The organism is Paenibacillus sp. A14 (assembly GCF_036864815.1).
Taxonomy (GTDB): Bacteria; Bacillota; Bacilli; order Paenibacillales; family Paenibacillaceae; genus Fontibacillus; species Fontibacillus sanfengchensis.
The window spans coordinates 176,101-198,217 of sequence record NZ_JBAGJD010000007.1; the positions used below are offsets into that span (position 1 = coordinate 176,101).

Annotated in this window: 22 protein-coding genes; 3 read left to right on the forward strand and 19 right to left on the reverse strand. The window is 57.6% G+C overall.

Translation table 11 applies throughout. The features are described 5' to 3' along the window. Positions 1 to 167: 167 nt before the first annotated feature. The 8 genes from V4U88_RS19005 to ssuE form a co-directional block, all read right to left on the reverse strand. Entirely contained in the window at positions 168 to 1,352 is a 1,185-nt protein-coding gene (locus V4U88_RS19005; RefSeq protein WP_334074825.1) for a DUF4272 domain-containing protein, read from the reverse strand. A 13-nt stretch (positions 1,353 to 1,365) separates the two neighbouring features. Then, positions 1,366 to 2,127: a class I SAM-dependent methyltransferase gene (locus V4U88_RS19010; RefSeq protein ID WP_334074826.1), complete on the reverse strand. Its 762-nt coding sequence runs from the start codon at positions 2,125 to 2,127 to the stop codon at positions 1,366 to 1,368. Between the two features lie 77 nt (positions 2,128 to 2,204). Beyond that, complete coding sequence (locus V4U88_RS19015; protein WP_442951897.1) at positions 2,205 to 2,924, reverse strand: AAA family ATPase; 720 nt, start codon at positions 2,922 to 2,924, stop codon at positions 2,205 to 2,207. Positions 2,925 to 2,946: 22 nt separating this feature from the next. Next, a complete protein-coding gene (locus V4U88_RS19020; protein ID WP_334074828.1) occupies positions 2,947 to 4,836 on the reverse strand; it encodes an ABC transporter ATP-binding protein in 1,890 nt (629 codons plus the stop codon). Next, positions 4,817 to 6,577, reverse strand: coding sequence for an ABC transporter ATP-binding protein (locus tag V4U88_RS19025; protein ID WP_334074829.1), 1,761 nt, complete (start codon positions 6,575 to 6,577; stop codon positions 4,817 to 4,819). The genes V4U88_RS19020 and V4U88_RS19025 overlap by 20 nt, the downstream gene beginning before the upstream one ends. Before the next feature lie 190 nt (positions 6,578 to 6,767). Further along, positions 6,768 to 6,911: a hypothetical protein gene (locus V4U88_RS19030; RefSeq protein ID WP_334074830.1), complete on the reverse strand. Its 144-nt coding sequence runs from the start codon at positions 6,909 to 6,911 to the stop codon at positions 6,768 to 6,770. A 118-nt stretch (positions 6,912 to 7,029) separates the two neighbouring features. Further along, a complete protein-coding gene (locus tag V4U88_RS19035) occupies positions 7,030 to 7,632 on the reverse strand; it encodes an AAA family ATPase (protein WP_334074831.1) in 603 nt (200 codons plus the stop codon). Between the two features lie 95 nt (positions 7,633 to 7,727). Beyond that, positions 7,728 to 8,285 (reverse strand): NADPH-dependent FMN reductase, encoded by a 558-nt coding sequence (ssuE, locus tag V4U88_RS19040; protein WP_334074832.1) that lies wholly within the window; start codon positions 8,283 to 8,285, stop codon positions 7,728 to 7,730. 213 nt (positions 8,286 to 8,498) lie between these two features. Between ssuE and V4U88_RS19045 the strand changes: the two genes are divergently transcribed. Then, positions 8,499 to 9,398 (forward strand): SDR family oxidoreductase, encoded by a 900-nt coding sequence (locus tag V4U88_RS19045; RefSeq protein ID WP_334074833.1) that lies wholly within the window; start codon positions 8,499 to 8,501, stop codon positions 9,396 to 9,398. Between the two features lie 37 nt (positions 9,399 to 9,435). Here V4U88_RS19045 and V4U88_RS19050 read toward each other — a convergent pair whose 3' ends face one another. From V4U88_RS19050 to V4U88_RS19065, 4 genes are all read right to left on the reverse strand, one after another. Beyond that, positions 9,436 to 11,115, reverse strand: coding sequence for an NAD(P)H-hydrate dehydratase (locus tag V4U88_RS19050; protein WP_334074834.1), 1,680 nt, complete (start codon positions 11,113 to 11,115; stop codon positions 9,436 to 9,438). Between the two features lie 341 nt (positions 11,116 to 11,456). Next, a complete protein-coding gene (locus V4U88_RS19055; RefSeq protein ID WP_334074835.1) occupies positions 11,457 to 12,089 on the reverse strand; it encodes an NAD(P)-dependent oxidoreductase in 633 nt (210 codons plus the stop codon). Positions 12,090 to 12,157: 68 nt separating this feature from the next. Then, complete coding sequence (locus V4U88_RS19060; protein ID WP_334074836.1) at positions 12,158 to 12,292, reverse strand: hypothetical protein; 135 nt, start codon at positions 12,290 to 12,292, stop codon at positions 12,158 to 12,160. Between the two features lie 13 nt (positions 12,293 to 12,305). After that, entirely contained in the window at positions 12,306 to 13,013 is a 708-nt protein-coding gene (locus tag V4U88_RS19065) for a DUF421 domain-containing protein (protein WP_334074837.1), read from the reverse strand. Positions 13,014 to 13,161: 148 nt separating this feature from the next. Between V4U88_RS19065 and V4U88_RS19070 the strand changes: the two genes are divergently transcribed. After that, positions 13,162 to 14,073, forward strand: a complete 912-nt coding sequence (locus V4U88_RS19070; RefSeq protein WP_334074838.1) for a hypothetical protein — start codon at positions 13,162 to 13,164, stop codon at positions 14,071 to 14,073. 75 nt (positions 14,074 to 14,148) lie between these two features. Here V4U88_RS19070 and V4U88_RS19075 read toward each other — a convergent pair whose 3' ends face one another. The 6 genes from V4U88_RS19075 to V4U88_RS19100 all read right to left on the reverse strand — a co-directional run bounded on the left by V4U88_RS19075 (position 14,149) and on the right by V4U88_RS19100 (position 19,987). Beyond that, positions 14,149 to 14,364 carry a YezD family protein gene (locus V4U88_RS19075; RefSeq protein WP_334074839.1) on the reverse strand — a complete coding sequence of 72 codons (216 nt, stop codon included), beginning with the start codon at positions 14,362 to 14,364 and terminating at the stop codon, positions 14,149 to 14,151. Between the two features lie 56 nt (positions 14,365 to 14,420). Further along, the gene (gene cysW / locus V4U88_RS19080) at positions 14,421 to 15,287 is read right to left on the reverse strand and encodes a sulfate ABC transporter permease subunit CysW (RefSeq protein ID WP_334074840.1); all 867 of its coding nucleotides are present in this window, start codon (positions 15,285 to 15,287) and stop codon (positions 14,421 to 14,423) included. An 860-nt stretch (positions 15,288 to 16,147) separates the two neighbouring features. Further along, positions 16,148 to 16,978, reverse strand: coding sequence for a sulfate ABC transporter permease subunit CysT (gene cysT, locus V4U88_RS19085; RefSeq protein WP_334074841.1), 831 nt, complete (start codon positions 16,976 to 16,978; stop codon positions 16,148 to 16,150). Positions 16,979 to 17,055: 77 nt separating this feature from the next. Further along, positions 17,056 to 18,102: a sulfate ABC transporter substrate-binding protein gene (locus V4U88_RS19090; RefSeq protein WP_334074842.1), complete on the reverse strand. Its 1,047-nt coding sequence runs from the start codon at positions 18,100 to 18,102 to the stop codon at positions 17,056 to 17,058. 366 nt (positions 18,103 to 18,468) lie between these two features. Beyond that, a complete protein-coding gene (locus V4U88_RS19095; RefSeq protein ID WP_334074843.1) occupies positions 18,469 to 19,524 on the reverse strand; it encodes a lactonase family protein in 1,056 nt (351 codons plus the stop codon). Next, complete coding sequence (locus V4U88_RS19100) at positions 19,496 to 19,987, reverse strand: Rrf2 family transcriptional regulator (RefSeq protein WP_334074844.1); 492 nt, start codon at positions 19,985 to 19,987, stop codon at positions 19,496 to 19,498. Before V4U88_RS19100 ends, V4U88_RS19095 begins: the two co-directional genes overlap by 29 nt. A gap of 150 nt (positions 19,988 to 20,137) precedes the next feature. Between V4U88_RS19100 and V4U88_RS19105 the strand changes: the two genes are divergently transcribed. After that, positions 20,138 to 20,605: a CcdC family protein gene (locus V4U88_RS19105; protein ID WP_442951895.1), complete on the forward strand. Its 468-nt coding sequence runs from the start codon at positions 20,138 to 20,140 to the stop codon at positions 20,603 to 20,605. Here the strand turns inward: V4U88_RS19105 and V4U88_RS19110 are convergent. Beyond that, entirely contained in the window at positions 20,602 to 22,071 is a 1,470-nt protein-coding gene (locus tag V4U88_RS19110; protein ID WP_334074845.1) for a sensor domain-containing diguanylate cyclase, read from the reverse strand. The two genes, V4U88_RS19105 and V4U88_RS19110, sit on opposite strands and share 4 nt — an antisense overlap. Positions 22,072 to 22,117 lie beyond the last annotated feature (46 nt).

A 22,117-nucleotide genomic window follows, 5' to 3' on the forward strand; every position in this document is an offset into this window, starting at 1 on the left:
TTTGGATTCTGCAATTTAGAATGGCAAAAACCACAGGATAATAAACCAAGCACAGGGTCGTCCAAATTAACAGGACGTTTTCCCGCTAATTGCTTATCACTCCCCGTCCGTCACGCCTGCTCTATCATATCAAAAAAAGACCCGCCCTACGGGCAGGTCCAATGGGTTCATGTATCCATGCTAATGTCGTCCCAGGCTTCGTCACGATAGCTGAGCATCCAGAACAGCGCCCGTCGGCGCTCCAGGACAATGCTTTCATTCATGCCCGCCGGCGCCGGCTGGCCCTTGATGCGCTCGTTCACGCAGGCCCAATGCAGACGGTAGAGCTTGTCCGCCTCGTCCAGGATTTCCTCCGGACGGCGCAGCGTTGTTTTTGCCAGGAACTCGCCGAACGATTCACAACTCGCCACTACGTTAATGGCAAAATCGCAGTCGCACGTTTCATCGGGATGGCCCAGCTCATCCAGCAGTCCCAGCGCCCAGAGCAACGCCCAGTAAGCTTCATACTGCCAAGTGATGTTAATGGCATCCTGGGATGCGGGTTCCGGCTGCTCCAGCAAATCCCGCTCGGCTGCGGTCAGTTCGTCCGCTACACCGAATTTGTCCAGCATCTCCAGAACGAACTCCTTCGATTCCCGCAGATCGCCATCCTGGGCGATGTCGCAGGCATACTGGATGACGATGAGCAGGGCTACGGCTCTGCGCGCGATCTCGTCCCGCGATTTTACCCGCAGTTCTTCCAGAGGAGGGAGCTCCGGCAGCGTTTCAAGAATCGGGATCCCCTTCTCTTTAATGGCTGCCAGGGATCTTTGCTTTCTTGCCAGGCCCTCCGGCGTGGAGCGGTCTTCTCCTCTTACTTTTTTGGTGCAGGCGCGGGGGCTGAACTCTGCCGGACCCGACTTGCCGTCGGGTGTGACGATGGCCCGCCCGTCCAGGTCGAGCAGTGTCCCGTCGGGCAGGAAGCAGATGCCGCCCACCTTGCCGGCCAGCTGGACAAACAACTGGAGATCCTCCTGACGGATGTCTTTTTCCGTTTCAATGGCCAGCATCGTATTAATGACGGAAATTTGCACCATCACGCGATACTGCAAATCGTCGTCCTCAAACGGAATCGCCTGATAGAAGCCCATCATCCCCGGGACATTGTTCTCGAAATAAGCCGGGTCCGTTTCCTCGTCGGCCACCCGGATCGTGATTTTGTTGCGGCTAAACCAACCCTTTGGCTGAATCTCCACCTGACGGGTTCCTTCCGCCGAACCGGTGATTTTAAATTTGTCCCGGAATACCTCCTGGATCAGTTCGTCCAGATCATGATTATAATTGCGGGAAGCAAAGATCGTAAAATAAGCCAATATATTATCCTCCTTATTTATGCGCTGTGATAAAAAAACGGTGTTCCCGGCTGGTAATGTACCCGCGCTCCGCCAACTGCCCCTGCAGCCGGCAAAGCGGCTCGAAGCAGCGGTCCACGGAGAAGTCCGGAAACTCCCATTCGATAATCCTGGCGAAACGCACCAGAGCGCCGATATCGTGAAAGCGGAGCTCCGGATAATACTCCCGCCGCTCCGTTACCGTAAACCCGGCTTCCTCCAGGAGACGCGCCGTCCGGTTCAAATCGAACTCCGCGTCGGTGACCATCCGATCCCCGCCCAGTAAAAAACGGGACAACTCCCGGTTATTTTGGCCGCCGACCTGCTGGGTCACAAGAACGCCGCCCGGCTTCAAAAGGCGGAACACCTCCCCGGCGCTGAACGATTCATGCCGGTTGATCACGAGATCAAACATGCCGTCCTTAAAGGGCAGATCGTTATCGTCGTGAACCAGGCGCACATCGATGCCGTATTCCGGCAGTTTTTTGCGGCAAAGTTCAAAGTTGGGAAGATAAGCTTCCGTGGCATACGTTTGGCCTGGCGGAGGATTCAGCGACAACAGGAACTCGCCCCCGCCCGTCCCCATGTCGAGCATCACGGTTTCGGCTTGCATCAAAGCAAGCACCACCTTCCTGTAATCCCAAGGAAGCGGCTCCTCCCCCATGCGTCCGTTGAGCCCCGAGAAATCCCAACCTTCGAAGCCTTGTTGCTCCTCCAACTTCCAGGAGGTTTTTAATTCTTCCAGATTCAAAGCCATATCTCACTCACCCCATATCTATCAATCGGGCCTTTAGATTCTACAATCCTATCTAGCTCTTGTTATGTGCGCCGCGCTTAATCCAAGAGTTCGCCCAGCATCTTTTCCCGGTTGTTCAAAAATTCCTTCATGATCACATAGTGATCGGTCTCCTCCAAATCCACCCGGCGGATTCCCTCCCCGGTCAGTTGGTAGATCAGGCTGTCGGGGTAGGCCATCAGGATCGGCGAGTGCGTGGAGATAATGAACTGGGAACGCTTGCCGACCAGCTCATGGATTCGCGACAGCATGGCCATTTGACGAAACGGCGACAAAGCGGCCTCCGGCTCGTCCATAATATACAGCCCGCTTCCGCCGAACCGCTTCAGGAAGGCGGCGAAGAACGATTCCCCATGCGACATCATGTGAAGCGATTTTCCGCCGTAAGAGTCGATAATGAGGGGCGCCCATGTCGGCTCCCGGTCAAGTTCATCAATAGCCGTCGCTAGATTGTAATAGCTCTCCGCCCGAAAAAAGAACCCGTCCCGAGGCTTGCGGGCACCGCGAATCGGACGGAGATAGCGGTATAATTCCGAATGGGTCGGCGCCGTGGAGAACGTAAAGTTCAGCGAGCCCCCTTCGGGATTAAAGCCAAGCGCCACCGCGATCGCCTCCAGCAGCGTAGATTTGCCCATCCCGTTCTCCCCGACGATATACGTGACCTTCGGGTGAAAATCAAGCCTCTCCAGCGACGCGACCGCAGGCAGCTCAAACGGGTAGCGCGAAAAGGAAGGGACCTCCTCCCTCAGCAGCAGCATGCTTCTTAAATAAGCCTGCACTTCAAACAAGTCCACTCGGTTTGCCTCCTGTCGGTTCCTCCGTTTTGGACGCGCGGTCCTCCAAATAGCCTTGATACAGCCGGCTGTAAAACCCGCCCTCGGCCAGCAATGATTCATGGTTCCCCTGCTCGATCAGCCGGCCGCCTTGCAGTACCAGGATTTTGTCGGCCTCGCGGATCGTATTCAGCCGGTGGGCGATTACGAAACTCGTCCGCCCCGCCATCAGGCGCTGCAGCCCTTCCTGAATTTTGATCTCCGTCACCGTGTCGATGCTGCTCGTCGCCTCGTCGAGCACCAGGATCGACGGATCGGCCAAAATCGCGCGGGCGATAGCCAGCAACTGCTTCTGCCCTTGGCTGATCCCCTCCCCGCCGACGCCGAGAATCTTGTCGTAGCCGTCCGCGAGGCGGGTGATGAAGGAATGCGCGTTAGCCAGCTTCGCGGCCTCCTCTACCTCGGCATCGGTCGCGTTCAGCCGGCCGAAGCGGATATTTTCCCGGATCGTGCCCTGAAACAGGAACGAATCCTGCAGTACGAAGGCCATATGGCGGCGCAGGCTGTCGCGGGTCACCGAGATCAGGTCGCGCCCGTCGAGCGCAATTGTTCCCGAATCGGGGTCATAGAAGCGGGAGAGCAGTTGAATGAGCGTCGTTTTGCCGGCACCGGTCGGACCGACGAGCGCGACCATTTCACCCGGCCGGGCCGTGAAGCTGATTTCCTTCAGCGTGGCGGCTTCCCCATTCTTTTCATAGGAGAACGTCACGTTCCTGAAAACAACCTCCCCCTTCACCTCTTTAAGCTCGGCCGCCTCCTTCTCATCCCGGGACTCCTCCTCCTCGTCCAGCACCTCGAATACCCGCTCGGCCCCGGCGATGGCCGACAGCAGTGTGTTCCACTGGTTGGCCAGGTCGTTCAGCGGCCGGGTAAACTGCCGGGCATACTCGACGAAGACGATAATCACGCCGACGGTTACCGCACCGCGGATCGCCAGCACGCCGCCGATTCCGGCCACCAGGGCGAAGCTCAGATTGTTGAGCCCGTTCATCAGCTTCGGAATGAAGCCGGAAATCGTCTGGGCCCAGAATCCCGACCGCCGGATCGAGGCATTGCGCTCCCGGAAATCCCGAATAACGCGCTCCTCCTGGGAGAACGCCTTGATGATCCGCTGGCCGGACAGCGTTTCCTCGATATAGCCGTTCAAATGGCCGAGATCCCGCTGCCGCTGCTTGTACAGCGGCCCCGTCCGCCGGGTGATCCAGCGCATGCCCAGCGCCATCAGCGGCACGACCAGGAACGTGAGCAGCGTAAGGATCGGGCTTAAGAGCAGCATCACCGTGATCGTCCCCACCAGGGTCAGTACGCTGGAAAAAATCTGGATCGCCGAGCTGTTCAGTGTGGAGCTGACGTTATCGATATCGTTCGTGACCCGGCTCATAATTTCACCCTGTTGTCTTTTGCCGTAGTAAGGAATCGGCAGACGATGCAGCTTGGCAAACAAATCGGTCCTTAAGCGGTACACCGTCTCCTGGGCGATCTCGATCATCCAGATATTTTGCAGCCAGCTGGTCAGGGACGAACCGGCATACACCAGCGCAAGCCCGGTCAGAAAAAGCATCCAAGGCCGTCCCCCGCTCCCTTCGAGGTAATGATCGACGGCGACGCCGAGCAGGTAAGGGCCGAGCAGCGCGAGACCGGAGCTGAAGACGACCATCAGCAGGACCAGCGCCAGCTTGCCCTTACGCCGGGCAAGATAATGCCAGATCCGGCCGAGCGTCCCCGACCAGTCCTTCGCTTTGGCTGTCGGCTTTCGGCGCCCCTGTCCTTCGCCGCCCCGCTCGATCACCTCTTTGGGATACGGATGGCGAAACGGCTCAAGAAATACCTTGAACATGCGTATCCCCCTTTCCCTGCTGGGATTCCACGATACGCCGGTATAACGGCGAGTCCGCCAGCAGCTCCGCGTGCGTCCCGCTGGCGATCAGCCGACCTTCGTCCAGCAGCAGGATCAGATCGGCCGAGGCCGTCGTGCCGACCTTCTGCGTAATCAGGAGCGTCGTGCAGGACAAACGGTCCAGCTCCTGCAGTAGGGCGGCCTCCGTCCGCGTATCGAGGGCGCTGGTACTGTCGTCCAGAATGAGAATGGACGGCTTTCGAACCAGCGCCCGGGCGATCGAGAGGCGCTGCTTCTGGCCGCCGGACAGGTTGACGCCGCGCTGTCCCAGCATCGTGTCGTAGCCGTGCGGCAGCGACTCGATCGTCTCATGAATCTGCGCCTGCCGCGCGGCTTCCCGGATTTGCTCCAGCGTGGCGTCCTCGCGGCCCCAGGCGATGTTCTCCCGCACCGTGCCGGAGAACAAAATCACTTCCTGCGGCACATATCCGATACCGCCGCGCAGCCGGGAACTGCCGATCCGGCGAATGTCCTCCCCGTCGATCCGGATTACGCCTTCATCCGGTTCGTACAGACGCGGCACCAGCTGGACCAGCGACGTTTTGCCGGAGCCGGTCGCGCCAAGGATCGCGGCACGCTGTCCCGCACGCAGACGAAAAGAAATCTCCTCCAGCACCCTGAGGTCGCTGCCCGGGTAGCGAAAGCCGACGCGCTCAAATTCCAGTTCGCCCCGCAGCGGCGCTTTCCCGGAATCCGGGCGTTTACCGCCGCCGACCGCAAGATTCGCCTCCGCCTCCGGGTCTTCCGCGGCCAGCACCTCCCCGGTGCGCTGCGCCGAAGCCGAAGCCCGCGAATACACCGTCATGATCCACGACAGCGCGGACAGAGCGCCGATCGTGCGCAGCGAATAATTCGCGACGGCGACCACCTCGCCGACCGTGGCGCTTCCGGCGGCGATGTCGATCTGGCCGAACCACAGCACGGCCAGAATCCCTGCGTTCATGACGAACAGCAGAAACGGCATAGTCGTTTCGGCCAGGCGCAGCGCGGAAACCGTTCCTTCCATCAGCTCGGAGCTGCGCTTCTGAAAGCGGCCCGTTTCCTGATCCCGCCGTACGAATACCCGGATGAGGCGCATCCCTGTCATATTCTCCTGAATGACGCCGTTCAGCGCATCCATCCGCTTCTGTACGACCCGAAACAGGAGCGTGGTCCGCCGGATCATCCGCATGACAAACACCAGCATCAAAGGGACCAGCACCGTCAGGAACAATCCGAGCTTGACGTGAACCACCAGCGCCATAACCATGCTCCCGAGCACCACCAACGGTACGCGGGTCGCAAATCTCAGGCTCATAAAGACCATTTCCTGCAATTGGGTAACATCCCCGGTCAACCGGGTGATGAGCGAAGAAGCGGCAAACTTGCCGAACACCGGATAGGATAAACGCTGCACTTTCTCGTACAGCCTGTCCCGAAGGTCGTAACCGAAGCCCTGGCTGGCATGGGAAGCCAAAAACGAGCTGCATATCCCTGCCGCGAAAGCGAGCACGGCGCTTCCGAGCAGAATGCCGCCCCACGTCCAGGCGACGGAAAGCTCGCGTTGGCGAATACCGTCATCGATTATTTTGGAAATAATCATCGGCTGGACCAATTCCACCGCCAGCTCGATCAACATCATACAGATCGCCGAAATCGCGGCCACCCGGTACTTCTTTATGTAGGAAAATATAAATGTCATGAACGCCCCTCCTTGCCGCCCCCGCCCGAAAAGCGCCTTCTCCGACTGTAACCGATCTCTGTAACCGATCCCTAAATATGTGTTCTATTATAGATCATATAAACGCGAAAGTGTACGGACGACGCCCGGCGTACTTCCATCATTTCGTAAAATAAAGAGGCGGCCAGTCAAGCTGGCCGCCTCTTTCGAGTTAGGGATGGGTCGTTTGAGTAGTTAAGGTAAAAGCGTAATCCCTATCAAAATCTTCATAGTTAGTTGTATCGTAGACCGCAAAGGTTGCCATAAATACTAGGACGGAAAACAACAAGCTTGCTGCCCTTTTGGTGATTTTCATCGTTTTTTGCCTCCTATTGGTTTTGGTTTGGAGCAATCGCTCCAATAGCTATATTACAGAGGTCAAAAAAGGATTTTTGTGGCGCACGTTACATTTTAAAGCAAACGGGCCGCAGGTACTACTTCCCGGTGACGAATCCGTATACGCTGTCTACCTTCTCGTCGGTCAATTCACCGCTGTTATCGAACACGAAAACCGACGATTCGGGAATATCCCAGTTGACCTCAGGCACGAATTGCACGCGGTGCTTGAAATCGTCCCAATGCTCCAGCTTCCAGGTGTCCCGCTCGGTTTGACGGTCGATGATCCGTTCCTTCTGCGTCTCCATGTCCTTCAAAGCGACGACGACGACCTTCACGTCCACGTCTTCCTTTGTTTTTCCCGCGGCGGCCAGCACTTCCTCGATCCAGGCCTTATTCTTCAACTCGGCCGTAAACGGCGAAATCATAAATACACTTTGTCCCGCGGCGAGATTTTCAATGCAAATGTCTTTCGTCGTGTCATATTCCAGATCGCGCAGATGCTTCTTGTAAAAATCGGAGTCCCGGTCATTCACGTCCAGACCGTTCATCTCCAGGATTTTTTCGACAAACCGTCCTCCAACCGTATCGCGGTCCAGAAAAGCCGCCTGCATCCGTTCGGCCAGCTTTCTCGCCACTGTCGTTTTGCCCGTTCCGGCAACACCCACAAAAAACACGAGTTTTTGTTTTGGTTTTTGCATCTCCTCATAGTCCCCCTGTATATGATTTGTCCACATTTGGATGGACATTTTCGACCATTGTCCGCATCAGACGAACATAATATCGACCGGCGATGCTACGAAGGGAGGTTAGCCGATGCAATCCGGCGCCGCGTCTCTTCCGCCAATTCTTTGACGTTGTTCTCCAACCGTTCCTTCAACTCCTCCGCGATCTCAAAACCGCCCTGCTCCGTCCGCGCCACTTGGGAATCGACCGTGTAAACGCCGCCCAAAATATGCCGGGCTCCCAGCGCCGACAATACCGGTTTCAACGAATAATCGATGGACAAAAGGTGCGCCAGACTTCCTCCGATAAAGAGCGGAAGAATGATTTTGCCGGCCAGGCCTTTTTGCGGGATCAGATCCAGGAACGTCTTCAGTACGCCCGTGTACGAAGCCTTATAGACGGGGCTGGCCACAATGACGGCATCGGCTCCGGCAACGAGCGCGTTCGCTTTCACGATCGCCTCGCTTTCAAATTTGGTATGTATCAAATCCTCCGGCGGCAGCTCCGACACGTTCACATGGTTGACCTCAAAGCCTTCCTTTACCAGCAGTTCCTCCGCCAGGGAAACGACCGCCGTCAATCTGGAGCCCGGCGTAGGGGTTCCGTTAATCACCGTTACTTTGGCCAATGTCATAGCCCTCCTTTTCTTTGCGCCAAGATATGCCTCGCACTATATAAATCCGATAAAATCAGTATAATTTTAAAAAATGCTATCAATATTTTAATGAAAAGTCAATTGTACCCGGGTTGGAACACCCTTTTCTGGGCGGATGCATACCCATAAGACATATGCGTGTTTTCGCTTCAAAAAAACCCACCCAGGGAGGAGCCTGAAAAATCGATGATTCCCGTATATCCTTATGTCGGCCGGAAAACGGTGTGCACCGAGCAGCCGATCGCTTTCCCGCCGCAGCACCAGCCCGTTCAGCCGGGGTTGGAAAGCCTGATGCATCCCAAACCGATTTCCGAAAACCCGGAGTACCGCGGCAGCGGCAAGCTGAAGGGCAAGGTGGCCATCGTAACCGGCGGAGACAGCGGGATCGGCCGCGCGGTGGCGATCGCTTTTGCCAAGGAAGGGGCCGATCTCGTCATTCCCTACCTGTGGGAAACCTCGGACGCCCTCGCGACCAAACAGAGGATTGAGGAGCTCGGGCAGCGTTGCCTGCCTCTGCAAATCGATCTGCGCCTAAAGCGGAACTGCGAAGCCGTCGTTCAAGAAACACTGCGCTGTTTCGGACGGCTTGACGTACTTGTTAACAACCATGCGGTGCAGTATCCGCAAAAAAGCATCGCCGCGATCTCCGAGGCCCAACTGTACCAGACGTTTCAAACCAATGTATTCCCGTTCTTTTTCATGGTCCAGGCGGCTTTGCCCTGCCTGAAACCGGGAAGCTCAATCATCAATACGGCATCGATTACGGCCTACCAAGGCCATAAAGAGCTGATTGACTATTCCGCGACCAAGGGCGCCATCGTGACGTTCACCCGCTCCCTGGCCCTCTCCCTAATCGACTGCGGCATCCGCGTCAATGCCGTGGCCCCCGGGTCCGTCTGGACGCCGCTGATTCCGGCCTCTTTCCCGGCCTCGGAGGTCGCTGTCTTCGGCACGGATGCGCCGATCAAACGCGCGGCCCAGCCGTTCGAGCTGGCCCCCGCGTATGTCTACCTGGCGAGCGACGATTCGTCCTTCACCGTCGGCGAAACGCTGCACGTCAACGGCGGAGCGATGGTCACCGCGTAAGGGTGGCGCAGCAGCGGCACAGGCCGCCGCCAAACCCCTACAGCGCGTCCAGGATATCGCCCGCCAGCAGAGAGGCGGGATTGGCGCGTAGGGCGGCGGCCCGCTCGCCGGCCCGGCCGTGCAGATACACGCCGAGCGCGGCGGCCTGGGCCGCGTCCAGGCCCTGGGCCAGCAGGCCGGCGATGATGCCGGTCAGGCAATCGCCGGTTCCGCCCGTCGCCATCCCGGGATGGCCGGTGACGTTGACGAACACGCGGCCGTCCGGGGCCGCGACGACCGTACGCGCGCCCTTCAGGACGAGCGTGAGGCCATGCCCGGCGGCGAACCTGCGGGCGACGCCGATCCGGTCCCGCTGGACCTCGGCCGTCGTCAGGCCGGTCAAGCGGGCCATCTCGCCGGGATGCGGCGTAAGCACCGTCGCCGCATCCCGGCGGGGCCACGCCGCGAAGCCGGAGGCGGCGAGGATGTTCAGGGCGTCCGCGTCCACGACCAGGGGACGCGCCGCGCCCTCCCACAGGGCGCGCAAGTAAGCGCCCTCGCCCGGGAAGCGGCCGAGCCCCGGGCCGACGGCTAGCACATCGCGCGCCTCCAGCAGCCGCAGCACTTCGCCCGCTGCGGCCGGGTTCCAAGCGCCGGAGCCGCCGTCGGCGACCGGCGCCAGCATCAGCTCGGGCACAGCCCCGAGCAGGGGCGGCAGCAGCGCCGCCGGCAGCGCCCACGTGGCGAGGCCGCACCCGGCGCGCAGCGCGGCCTTGGCGGCCAGCAGGCCGGCGCCACTCATGGGCAGGCTGCCTGCGGCCAGCAGCACGTGCCCGTAGGTGCCCTTATGGCCGTCGGGCTCGCGCCGGCGGCCCGGGTCGGCGCCGAGCTCGCCTCGCAGCACCGCCTCCGTCAAAACCGTGCCCGCCGGCTTCATCCCCGGCGGCAGAGCGCGGGGGATGCCGATATAGCGGACCACCACGTCCCCGGCGGCCCGGGCCCCCGGATACTGCGTCAGCCCCGCCTTCAAAAAGGCGAGGCTGACCGTGACCCGGGCCCGGATGCACGGATCGTGGACCGCGCCCGTATCGGCGTCCAGCCCGCTCGGCAGGTCTGCCGAGATGATTGGCAGACCGCTGGCGTTCGCTTCCCGGATCAGGGAAGCGTAACCCGCGCGCGGCGCTCCCTTCGTGCCGGTGCCGAGCAGGGCGTCCACGAGGCCGGTAACTCTGGCTCCCCGGCCCATGGAATCCCCGCCCTGCGCCCACTCCAGCAAATCCGCCCCGCCGCGCTCCGGGTCATACACCGTCCCCGGCAGCCCGAGCGCCCGGACGATTTGATACTGAGCCGCGGCTTCCCCCCGCAGCTGCTCGGGCGGCTCGGCATACAGAAGGCTGACCGCCATTCCGGCGTCGGCCAAATGCCGCGCGCAGACGAGTCCGTCCCCGCCGTTGTTGCCCTTTCCGACGAGGATCAGCCAGTGCTCCCGGGACAGGTCCAGGCCCGTTTCGGGGTCTCCCTCCCGGATGGACTCGGTCTCCCGGAGGCGCGAAGCATCCCGGAGACCGCCTTCGCCGCCGGTACCGCAGGAACCGCCGCTGCGCTCCACGCAAAATCGCAGCACCTCCTCCGCGATCGCCCGCCCGGCGTTTTCCATCAGCACCATAGCCGGAAGGCCCAGCTCTTCCATCGCATAGCGGTCCATTTCCCTCATTTGCTCCGATGTTACGAATTTCATCCTTCGCTCCCCTTTTTACTCCCAACTTCTTGCCGTTTGCCCGCTCAGACTCACATGCCCGCGGAACGGAATTCCTGCAAAAATGCATGAATTTTTTGCGAGGTCGGCCAATTATTTGGGAATTCCTGCATATCCTCTGCAGGTTTTTGACACGAAGCACCCGCATAGCTCCCAATCCTCAAAAAATTCCTGCACATTTGCATCTTTTCATTTCACGAGCCTATCTTCCGCCCGAAATCCCTGCATTTTCGCATCTTTTTACATTCCTGCCACCCAAGGCCCGTTCATTCAACGCGGTGATCTTCTCTCCCCGGCCTACATCCAAATAAGCGAATAAGCGGCTAATAAGCCACCGTAAACCGGGCCTGGACAAACTGCGGGTCCTCCGCTTCGTCGAGCATGGCCACCGCGTAATCCTCGACCGAGATGTGGCTTTGGTCGCGCTCGTCCACGACGAGTTGGTTCATGCCGATGCGGAATTGGCCGGTCCGTTTGCCCGGCTCGATGATCGCGGCGGGGCTGAGCACCGTCCAGACGATATCGGAGTCCCGATATATGTGGTATGCGTCTTCGTGCGCGCGGGCGAGCGGAAGGATCTCCTCCGGAAATTCCGGCGTTTCCATCAGCTTCATCCCGGGCGCGACCTCCAGCCCTCCGGCGCCGCCGACGGCGATCAGCCGGCGGACTCCGCCGTTTCGGGCGCCTTCGATCAGGGAGCGAGTCGCCTCCGACAGCTGGCTCTCCTCGCCGAAGCGCGGCCCGTAGGCGCTGATCACCACATCGCAGCCCTCCACCGCGGCCGCGATGGAATCGGGCATCAAAATATCCCCCGTCCGCACCCGCAGTCTTTCCCGGCCGGCCGCCAGCTTGCCCGGATCCCGCACGACAGCGGTAACCTCATGCCCCCGCTGCAAGGCCTCTTCCAATAACGCTTTCCCGATCGTTCCCGTACTTCCGAAAATAGCAATCTTCATAACGAAACACCGCCCTTTCCTCGCTTTATGAAAAATCCTCCAATAGTATGCGCCGAACCCTCAGGATTTCAACCATAAATACATGCCTTGCGAATGAAACATCCTCCGTCCCCGATAACCCGGCCTGCCGCCTTAATGCCAGATAGATAATCCTCCAGGGAAGGAGCCTCATGAACGATTTTCAGCTTCTTTTTGTCTTCCATTCTTGTTGTCCTCCTACTCTTTGGCCGGTTCCCGAAACGAGCCCTGCTTATGCCGCAAAATGTACAGCCCTTCGCCATCTTTCCATTCCGCATAAGCCACCTGTTTGATATCGCTGCAGCCCTGCCGCCGGAGCTGCCGGCGGAGCCAATCCTCCTGCTTGCCGATCAGCCGCAAGGTATCGAGGTTGATTTCTCCCTCTTCGACCAGCGCGTAAGAAAGACCGGGCTTCTCCGATTCCAAGCCGAGGTCCCCCCGTTTCACGGTCTCTTCTTCCGGCTTCTTCATCACGCTGAGCGTTCCGTTTGCTTCAAATATAGCATAAGCGACCTCGCCGATGAAGAATACGTCATGCTGCCTCAGCAGCATCCGGAGCTGGTCAAAGTCCAGGCTGTTTTTGCGCAGCTCCTTCAAATCGACTTCCCCGTCCCGGATCAGAATCGACGGTTTTCCGTCCAAATACCCGCGTGCCCGCTTGGCATGCTGCGTTATTTTCTCAAACAAATAGGACAAGCCTCCCCATAAAAACAAGGCGAACAACAGGTGCAAAAACTTCGCGTCCTCCTGGTAGACCGTATTCCCCACCAACTCGCTTAGCATCAACGAAGAAACGAAGTCAAACGGGGTGAGCTGGGAGATTTCCTTTTTGCCCAGCAGACGCGTCAGCAGCCATAATCCGATAAACCCGACCACCAGTTTTAATGCGATTTGTCCCAGTTCCATCGGCGATTCCCCCTGACCGGTAATGCCATCTATTTACCCATTTTTCCGGGCGGGTAAAAAAGGGGCCTCCGTTTTCTCCATGACGCTTGAAATTCGTCCCAATCCTATGCAATAGTGGAAGGTAGGAATATCGAAAGGGTGATATCTTTTGTCACTGTCGGACTGGTTATATTGGCTGCGGGATCTCAGCCCCGCCGCCATAACCGCATCTTTGGCGCTCGCTCTCTTTCTTGGCCTGTACGGGGTCTCGGCGCTTAGCTTCAGGCGCCGGGAGCAGGCTCGGCTGCGCCGGCTTGATGCGAGCCTGAAGCTCTATGCCGCCGCGGAAAGCGCTCTGATCCATCTGCATGCGCGGACGGAGCTTTCGCAGGCGGAGGAGCGGCTGCTGCTGGAGCGGCTTCTCGCCTGCCGCGCCGCCCCCTACCTTTCGGAGGATGCGATGGCGCAAATCTCCACATACGCCGGGGAGCGGGACCTGGCCCGCCTTCCCCGGCTGCTTAAAACGCTGGAACGGGAGAACGACCGCATGTGTGCGGAGCGGGACAAGCTGCTGCGGCATACCGAAAGCCCGGGATGGGGGCAGGCGTTTTGGCGACAGGTCCGCCCGGGCGTTCCGTTTTTGTTCGCTGCGGCGCTGCTCTACCTGTTCAGTTGGCTGCTGCGAGCCTTGAACGGAGAAATCGCGGTCGGGAATGAAGGAGAGGCGGTCATTTCCGCATGGTCGCTGTTCGGATCCGCTCTGTTCTCCCTGGCGCTGCTGTATCCCGTGGTCATGGGAGGTAACCGTCCGGGCTCGGGGGCGGTATTGCACCGGTTATGGTCGGTTTTGATCTCCGCCCTGTTTTTGCTTCATCTTGTGAATCCGTCCTTTGCCCCTTTCGTCCTGACCCTTCAGTTGCTTCTGTTTCTGGCGGGGTTTCGCTTGACGGGCACCAAGCCGCGAAAATCCCGTCCGTTCGCCGGTCATTACCAGGCGCTGCCGGAAGGGCAGGCATCGCTATCAACCGAGACGGAACCGGAGACCGCGGCCAAAAGCCCGGCAGGGAACGATACGAAATAGACGAACTCGCCCCAATAGCAAAAGCCTCCTCCCACAACAAACGTGGGAGGAGGCTTTTTTCCATTCGGGTCCGAATCAGGATCTGCGCAATGACTTGGCCGCATGGCGGGGCGCCGGGGCCGATTTGCCCTGCCCCCCGCTCCCCAGCTCATACCGTTTGCGTTCGGTCCGCTCGACTTGAACGATTTGTCCTTCATGAACGACAATGTTCAGCGACCCGAATTCCATTTCATTGAGCAGTCCCGCGATGCGTTCCAGCCAAATCTGATCCACTTTTAACGGCTTCGCCATGATGCAGCCCTCCTATTCCCGATTAAGGTCCTGAACGTTTAAGCCAATGAATGGGGTTAGCCCTGATGCCGGCTTTTCCGCGTAAACCAGCTTTTGAGCAGCAGCGTAACGAGCGCCAGCAAAAGCAGCAGGGATGCTACGGCAAAGGACGCGGAAAACTGGTACTCGTTATACAAAATCTCCACGTGGAGGGGAAGCGTGTTGGTCTCGCCGCGAATATGTCCCGATACGACCGAAACCGCTCCAAACTCCCCCATCGCTCTGGCGTTGCACAATATAATGCCGTACAGGAGCCCCCATTTGATATTGGGCAGGGTGACTTTCCAGAAGATACGAAAGCCCCGGGCCCCCAGTGTAACGGCGGCCTCCTCTTCCTGCAGCCCCTGATCCTCCATCAGCGGAATCAGCTCCCGGGCCACAAACGGAAACGTCACGAACAGCGTGGCCAAAATAATCCCCGGCAGTGCGAAAATCACTTTTAAATCATGTTCCTGCAGCCATGGGCCAAACCAGCCGTGAGTCCCGTAAACGAGGACGTAAATGAGCCCTCCGATCACCGGGGACACGGCAAAGGGCAGATCGATCAACGTTACGAGCAACTGCTTCCCGCGAAAATGAAATTTGGTGATCGCCCAGGCCGCGGCCACCCCGAAGATCGTGTTCAGGGGAACGGTGATGACCGCCACCAACAGGGTTAGCCGCAAGGCGGAAAGAGCGGCAGGGTCGGTGATCGCCTCCATATAAACGCCGAAGCCCTTTTTCAAGGATTCGATCAACACCACGGCCAGCGGTAAAACGATCAGCCACAGCAGAACAAGGACAGCCAGCCCGATCAGGACCCATTTCATGGGGCCGGACGATCGGGTCACCGGGCTTCTTCCGGCGGACGCCTTCGTTGACGCGAGCGGTACGGAACCGGCCATGCGTTTAACCTCCTTTGTAGAGAAATCAATTAAAAGTGATGCACTAGTGCCCCATCAGACAACCTTGTTTTGTTTTTACATTGAATTTCTGCAGCATATCTGCAATTCCAGACCAACACCTTATCTTATTCGGCGGAGCCCGTTTTCCCTTTGAAAGCTAGGTTGGTGAATCGTGATAAGAGCCTTTTACGCACTGGCGTTGCATTAAACCTGACATGGTGCTGCCTATCCACAATCCCTCTTGCCGCCCACTATAATAGCGGCGTTTTGGGCACTAGCGATCGAGTATGAATTCCTGCAAAAGGTCAGGCTTTCCGGCTGGTACTAACGCCTGAGAGGAGTCTAACGGTTGTGTCAGCCGCTATTTAACGAAAAGTAGCCCTTTCGAAATTCTAACGGTCGTGAGCGCCGTTATTCTCCTGGATTCTCGCCTTAACAGCCTGTTTATGCGAAAATAAGCGCCGTGGCGACCGTTAGAATGGGAAATCGGCGTTTTCAGGACAAATAACGGCTGTGGCAACCGTTAACGTTAATTTTTGTCTTTCTTGCAAGGCTGCTCATGCGACGGCGGTCAGGGAAATGGGGCACGCCGGATCCAACTCGCCACACCGAGGCGACAAGGTTCAAAATAAGTAGCACCCTGTCAGGTTGCAATGCCAGTGCGTTTTGGGCCGTTATTTCGGCCCGGTTCGCTTTCGCGGGAAAAATAGCGGCCCAAAAGGGGCATATTGCTCTGGTGCGGGTCCCGAAATCAGGTTTCTGCCCGCTTTTCCCAAAAATAAGGCCCTAAAGGAACCCAAAAGGCCGCTATTGCAGCGACAGCGAGGGCTTTTCTCCCCATCCGTCCGCCGGCTTCATTCCTAGCGGGCGGTTTTACGCACCCTGCGTTGAAGGGTATTTATGAGCAGCATCAGTACAAACGAGATCAGCAGCAACAGCAGGGCTACGGCCGTAGCTCCCGCGTAATCGAACTGCTCCAGCTTGGACATGATCAAGAGCGGGGCGATTTCCGTCTTCATCGGCATGTTGCCGGATATAAAAACAACGGAGCCGTATTCGCCGATGCCGCGCGAAAAGGCAAGCGCAAATCCGGTCAGCAGGGGCGGCAGCAGCTCCGGCAGAACGACGGAGCGGAAGGTTCGCAGCCGGCTGGCGCCCAGCGTGGCCGCCGCTTCCTCCACCTCGGCATCGAGATCCTGCAGCACCGGTTGAACGGTTCGAACGACGAATGGTATGCCGATGAACATCAAGGCGAGCGTGATGCCGATCGGTGAAAAAGCCAGCCGGATTCCCAGCGGTTCGAACAGCGAGCCGATCCAGCCGTTCTGCGAATAGATCGCCGTAAGCGAGACCCCCGCTACCGCGGTAGGGAGAGCAAACGGCAGATCGATCATGGCGTCGAAAATCTTTTTTCCGGGAAAATCGTATCTGACCAAAACCCAGGCAAGCAGCAATCCCAGTACGGTGTCGATCAGTCCGGCCGCCGCGGCGGTCAGTAAACTGACCCTGTAAGATGCCAGCACGCGCGGATCGGTGGCCACCTCCCAAAATTTCCCCCAGGTCAGTCCCGTAGAGTTCAGCAGCAGTGCCGATAACGGAATGAGTACCACAAGACTCAGGTAGAGTACGCTGTAGCCCATCGAAAGTCCGAAGCCGGGCAGCACGCCGCGCTTGGTGGCGCCAGTTTGCATGAAATTTTCATCCTTTCTTCTCGCGTCCTCGGGTTTGACGTTCCCTTCCGGAACGCACCTCCGTCATCAACGGTCGGTTATTTGGCTAAGTATATTTGGGAGAAAATCCCCCCGTCACTGAAGTGCTTCTCTTGCGCCTCCGCCCAGCCTCCGAAGACTTCATCGATCGTGAATAGCTTGATCTCAGGAAACTGGTCGGCATATTTCGCCTTTACGCTGTCCAGCGTCGGGCGGTAATAGTTCTCCGCTGCGATCGTCTGCCCTTCCTCCGAATACAAGTACTTCAGGTAGGCCTCGGCCACCTCGCGCTTTCCGCGTTTGTCGACGTTTTTGTCCACGACCGCCACAGGCGGCTCCGCCAAAATACTTTCGGAAGGGTAAACGATATCGAATTTGTCGGGGCCGAGTTCTTTTACGGATAACCAGGCCTCATTCTCCCAGGCCAGCAGGACATCGCCGAGTCCCCGCTCGACGAAAGTCGTCGTTGAACCGCGTGCCCCGCTATCCAAAACCTTGACATGCTCATACAACTGCTTCACGAACTCCTGGGCTTTCGCCTCGTCGTTGTTGTTTTGATGCAGCGCATAGCCCCAAGCCGCCAAGTAGTTCCATCTTGCTCCGCCGGAAGTTTGCGGGTTCGGGGTGACGACCTCCACGCCCTCCTTGATCAGATCGTTCCAGTCCTGGATACCCTTCGGGTTTCCTTTGCGGACGAGGAACACGATCGTGGATGTATACGGCGCGCTGTTCTTGTCGTACTCCTTCTGCCAGCCTTCATCGATCAGGCCGCTCTTCTGAATGGCATCGATATCGTAGCCGAGGGCCAAAGTTACAACGTCGGCTTCAAGACCGTCGATCACCGCGCGGCTTTGCTTGCCGGACCCGCCATGAGACTGCTTGATTTCCACCTTCTGCCCCTTCTCTTTCTCCCAGTGGGCGGCAAAGGCTTTATTAAAGCTCTCATACAGCTCGCGGGTAGGGTCGTAGGATACGTTCAAGAGCTCCAAGGTCTCCCCCGCTCCACCGCTCGTTTTCTCCCCGGAATCCGAACCGCAGGCCCCGAGAAATACCGACATCGCCAACACCAAACTCAACAGAACACCCTTTGTCTTCGCCTTGCTCATCGGATCACTCCTCCCCTTTATTTCCGTCCTTCGTCTGCCGGGCAACCCCTCTTTTTCGGCAAAAAAAGCGGAGAAACGCTCCCGCCGTTTAGGTCCGACCGAGCCGCTACTCGTGTCTGCCTTGGCAAGTAGAGCGTTCCTCCGTCCGTACGGCGAGAACCATTTTTAATTATTCCTACCTGTTTAGTATGTTATGGTGCTATTTTAAATGCCCCGGGGTTCGGTTGTCAAACCTTTTTTTGAAGATCGCCCATACCATAATGTACTCAGAATGGGAATTTCTGTCCCTGTCCAAATGCGAAAAACCTGGGGCAATGCCCCAGGTTTTTTTCTTCGTCTGTGTTTATGCTCTTCCGTTTCCGTGCATTACGATCGAACCGGCTCGATGCAGGAAGGCTGCTTGATCTTCAGTTCCCGTCCTGTCGACTTCAGGCTCCCCGTATCCGAATTTCTGCGAAACAGGACCACGTTGTCCGAATATTGATTGGCCACCAGCGCATAGTTTTCCAGAATCGCGAAATTGCGCGGCCACTTGCCTCCGGTCTCCGTCCACTCCAGCGCCTCCAGCATTCCGGTGTCCGGATGGACCGCAAATTTGACGATGCTGTCATGGCCGCGGTTGGAGCCGTACAGATAGCGGCCGTCCGGAGAGAGGTGCACATCGGCGGGATAGTTCTCACCGCCAAACCCTTCAGGCAGCGTGGAAACATGCTGCAAAATCTGCAAATGCCCCTGAACCGGATTATACGCATAAACCGTGAGCGTATTGTTCAATTCATTGATGCCGTACGCGTGAACACCGTTCGGGTGAAACGCAAAATGGCGCGGACCGGAGCCCGGCGGCAGCTTGATCTCCCCTTCGGTGGAGAGCTTTCCGTTTTCCACGCGGTAATACACTACCTGATCGAGCCCCAGGTCGGATACATAAACATAATCGCCCGTGGCACTGGGTACCGCACTATGCGCATGCGCTGCTTCCTGCCGGTCCTGGCGGAATCCCTGGCCCACGTGCTGCACAAGCGCGGTCAACTCCCCCACGGCTCCGCGTTCATCCAGCGCATAACGGTTCACATGCCCGCTGGAATAATTGGCCGCGAGCAAGCCGCCGTCCGATGAGAGAGACAAGTGACAAGGGTCCGCCCCTTCCGTCGGCGCCGAATTCAATTGTTCCAGCCCGCCTTCCGTCCGGACGGCATAGCTGACCACGGCTCCCTGCGCCTGTTCGCTTACCGCGTACAGCCGCGTCCCTTCCGGATTCAATACGAGAAATGACGGATTCCGGATTCCCGAGGTGCTCTCAATCCACCGCAATTCTTCCGTCTCCGCGTTCAAGCCGGCAAGGTGAATCCCCGGCTCCGATTCAGCAGCATAAGACCCCAAATAAAAAAGCAGCTCAGTTTTCTTTGAGTTCCCAACATTCATGCTCTCTTTTCGCTCCTCTCTCGATTCGATCGCCGGCTTCCTCCGGGCTGCTCCGGTTCAAGAGCCGATGCACCTCGGATAACGCGATCCCGTTAAAATAGGACTCCAAGCAATCCTCGCCGCGGTTAAAAATAAGCTCCATCGCGGAATGAATATTGGAGGATACCTGACAGGGCGACTTTTCGTTGCCCGAACACCAGCCCGGCTGCAATGAGCCGCGTGCAAACAACCGGTATAAATCGCCAAGCGTAATCTCTTCCAGCGTCTTGTTCAGCTGGTAGCCGCCGCGAGCCCCCTCCTTGGTAGCCACGAGCCCTTGCTTGCGCAGCAAGCTCAGCACTTTCCGGACCCGTGCGGGGTGAGTGGATACACTGCAGGCAATCTGTTCGCTGTTGGCCATCTTGTCTTCCTTGGTGTAAAGAAACAGAAGGCAATGGACGGCGATGGTAAATTCGCTGTTCATATTTTTTCCCCCTCCCTAGGCAAATTTGAAACATGAACGGTGAATAAAGGGGCAGCGGATTTTTTGCACCGGCGGGAGTATGGTATAATGTTCTGGCTTAACTAGAACGGAAAGGAACTTCATATGATGAACATTTTCAGTTCTGCTTATATGCATTTGGTCTTAACGATCGGCGCCGCCCTGATGGCGGTCTCCGTCCTGATCATTCGCCTGAAGGCCAGCCGAAAACCCGTGACGGTCAAAAAGATCGTCATCCCGCCGCTCGGCATGACCACAGGCTTCGCTATGTTTGTCGCCCCGGAGATGCGCATCCCTCTTTCGTGGGCGTTCATCGCCTTCGCCGTAGGATGGTTTGTGTTCTCCTATCCGCTGAACCGGACGACCCGCTTTGAAGTCATCGGCGGCGAAGTGTATGCCCAGCGCTCTCCCGGATTCGCGTATATTCTTATTGGCCTGCTGGTGCTGCGCCTCGCCTTGCACGAAGTGGTCGAGCAGTATATTTCCGTATTGCAGACAGGCTCCGTCTTCTTCATTCTCGCTTACGGAATGATTCTGCGCTGGCGTTTATTCATGCTGAAGAAATACCGGGATATCACCGGAACTCCCCGGCAAGCTTAACTTCCCACGCTCAGCGCCTCGCCGATCTCCCGGGACCACCCTTTGACGATGCTGCGGTTTCTCCCCTCATCTTTTGCCTCGTAGAGGCATTGATCGGCTAAGTAAATCAGTTCGTCCTGATCGATGCCTTGAAACGGGGCAAGACAGTGACCGCCGATGCTGATCGTCACCCTCCCGCCCGCGGGTAATCCGGCATGACCGATCTCCAGCCGTTCCACAGCGTTCCTGATCCGCTCCGCCACGGCAAACGTCCCCTGGACATCGAGGCCGGATAGCAACACCGCGAATTCCTCGCCTCCGTACCTTGCGGCAAATCCAAAATAAGGCTTCACTTCCGCCGAAATCGTCCGGGCGATCTTCTTCAACACCTGGTCCCCGCCCAAATGTCCATAGTGGTCGTTATAGGCTTTGAAGCAGTCCACATCAAGGATGAGCAGCGAAAGCGGCGTCTGCCGCTCCTCGGGAAACACCAGCTCCCAGGAAATGATTTCGTCCAGTCTCCGGCGATTCGGAATCTCCGTCAAGCCGTCAAGGCTCGACAGCCGGAACAATTCCTCATTCGCTCTTTCCAGTTGCCTCCCGGATTCGAGCAATTGCTTATGCTGGTCCGAGAGACGGACGAACAGCCTGTTGACCTCGCTTACAACCGAGCAGAGGACGACCGTCGCCGAAATCACCGAATTGATCCGGGCCAAATACCATCCCAATGTGTACCGGGTTCCGGCGAATACGGTGAGAAGAATGTCGAGGAACAACGCCAGCAGGGCAATGGCAATCCAGAGGTGCAGTACGCTTCTTGTCCGAAAACGCAAAATCACCAGCACCAGAACAAGTAAATTCAGCCCTCCCAAAACAGGACCGATCCCCGAATCCACAATATGCCTGTAGCTTCCGAAATCGATAATGCGGGGCATCAAATCGGCTCCTTCGGTAGCGAGCTGGAACGACAGGCATACCGATAGCAATGTCAAAAACAGCCCTAGCGCCGTATAAAAGGAAATGTCCGTTTTCGACTCCAGCGGCTGCGGATATCGAACCCCTACAAATAAATATATCAAAATTCCGACCGGAAAGCCTCCATGCCAAAAAATCCATAGCCAGCCTGCCGATTGGTTATTCGCGCCAAGCATCCCCTCCTCCGAAAACACGCCGGGAAAGGTTAATATATGCAGTGCGGTAATTAATCCGGTAAATAGATAGGTGCAGGAAATGACGAGAAGGGACGGTACGCCGGAGGCCCGAAATTGGCTGAATAGAATGAACGCGGTCAGCAGATCCCCGAAGATGAACCAGGAAATCAGGATCGGCAAAAAAGGTTCGAAAGAAGGAAGGATCATCGTACCGAACGGAAGAGCTGTCAAGGACATCACGGAAATCAAAGATGCCAGCAGCAGGGCAAGCCTCCGCTGATTTCGGTTGGAGGGAATGTCCGTTATCTGGGATCCCACTTTAAAATCGCTATGCATGGGAAGACCCCCTCCTCTAGATGCAAGTTCTTTGTTGTCTATAATA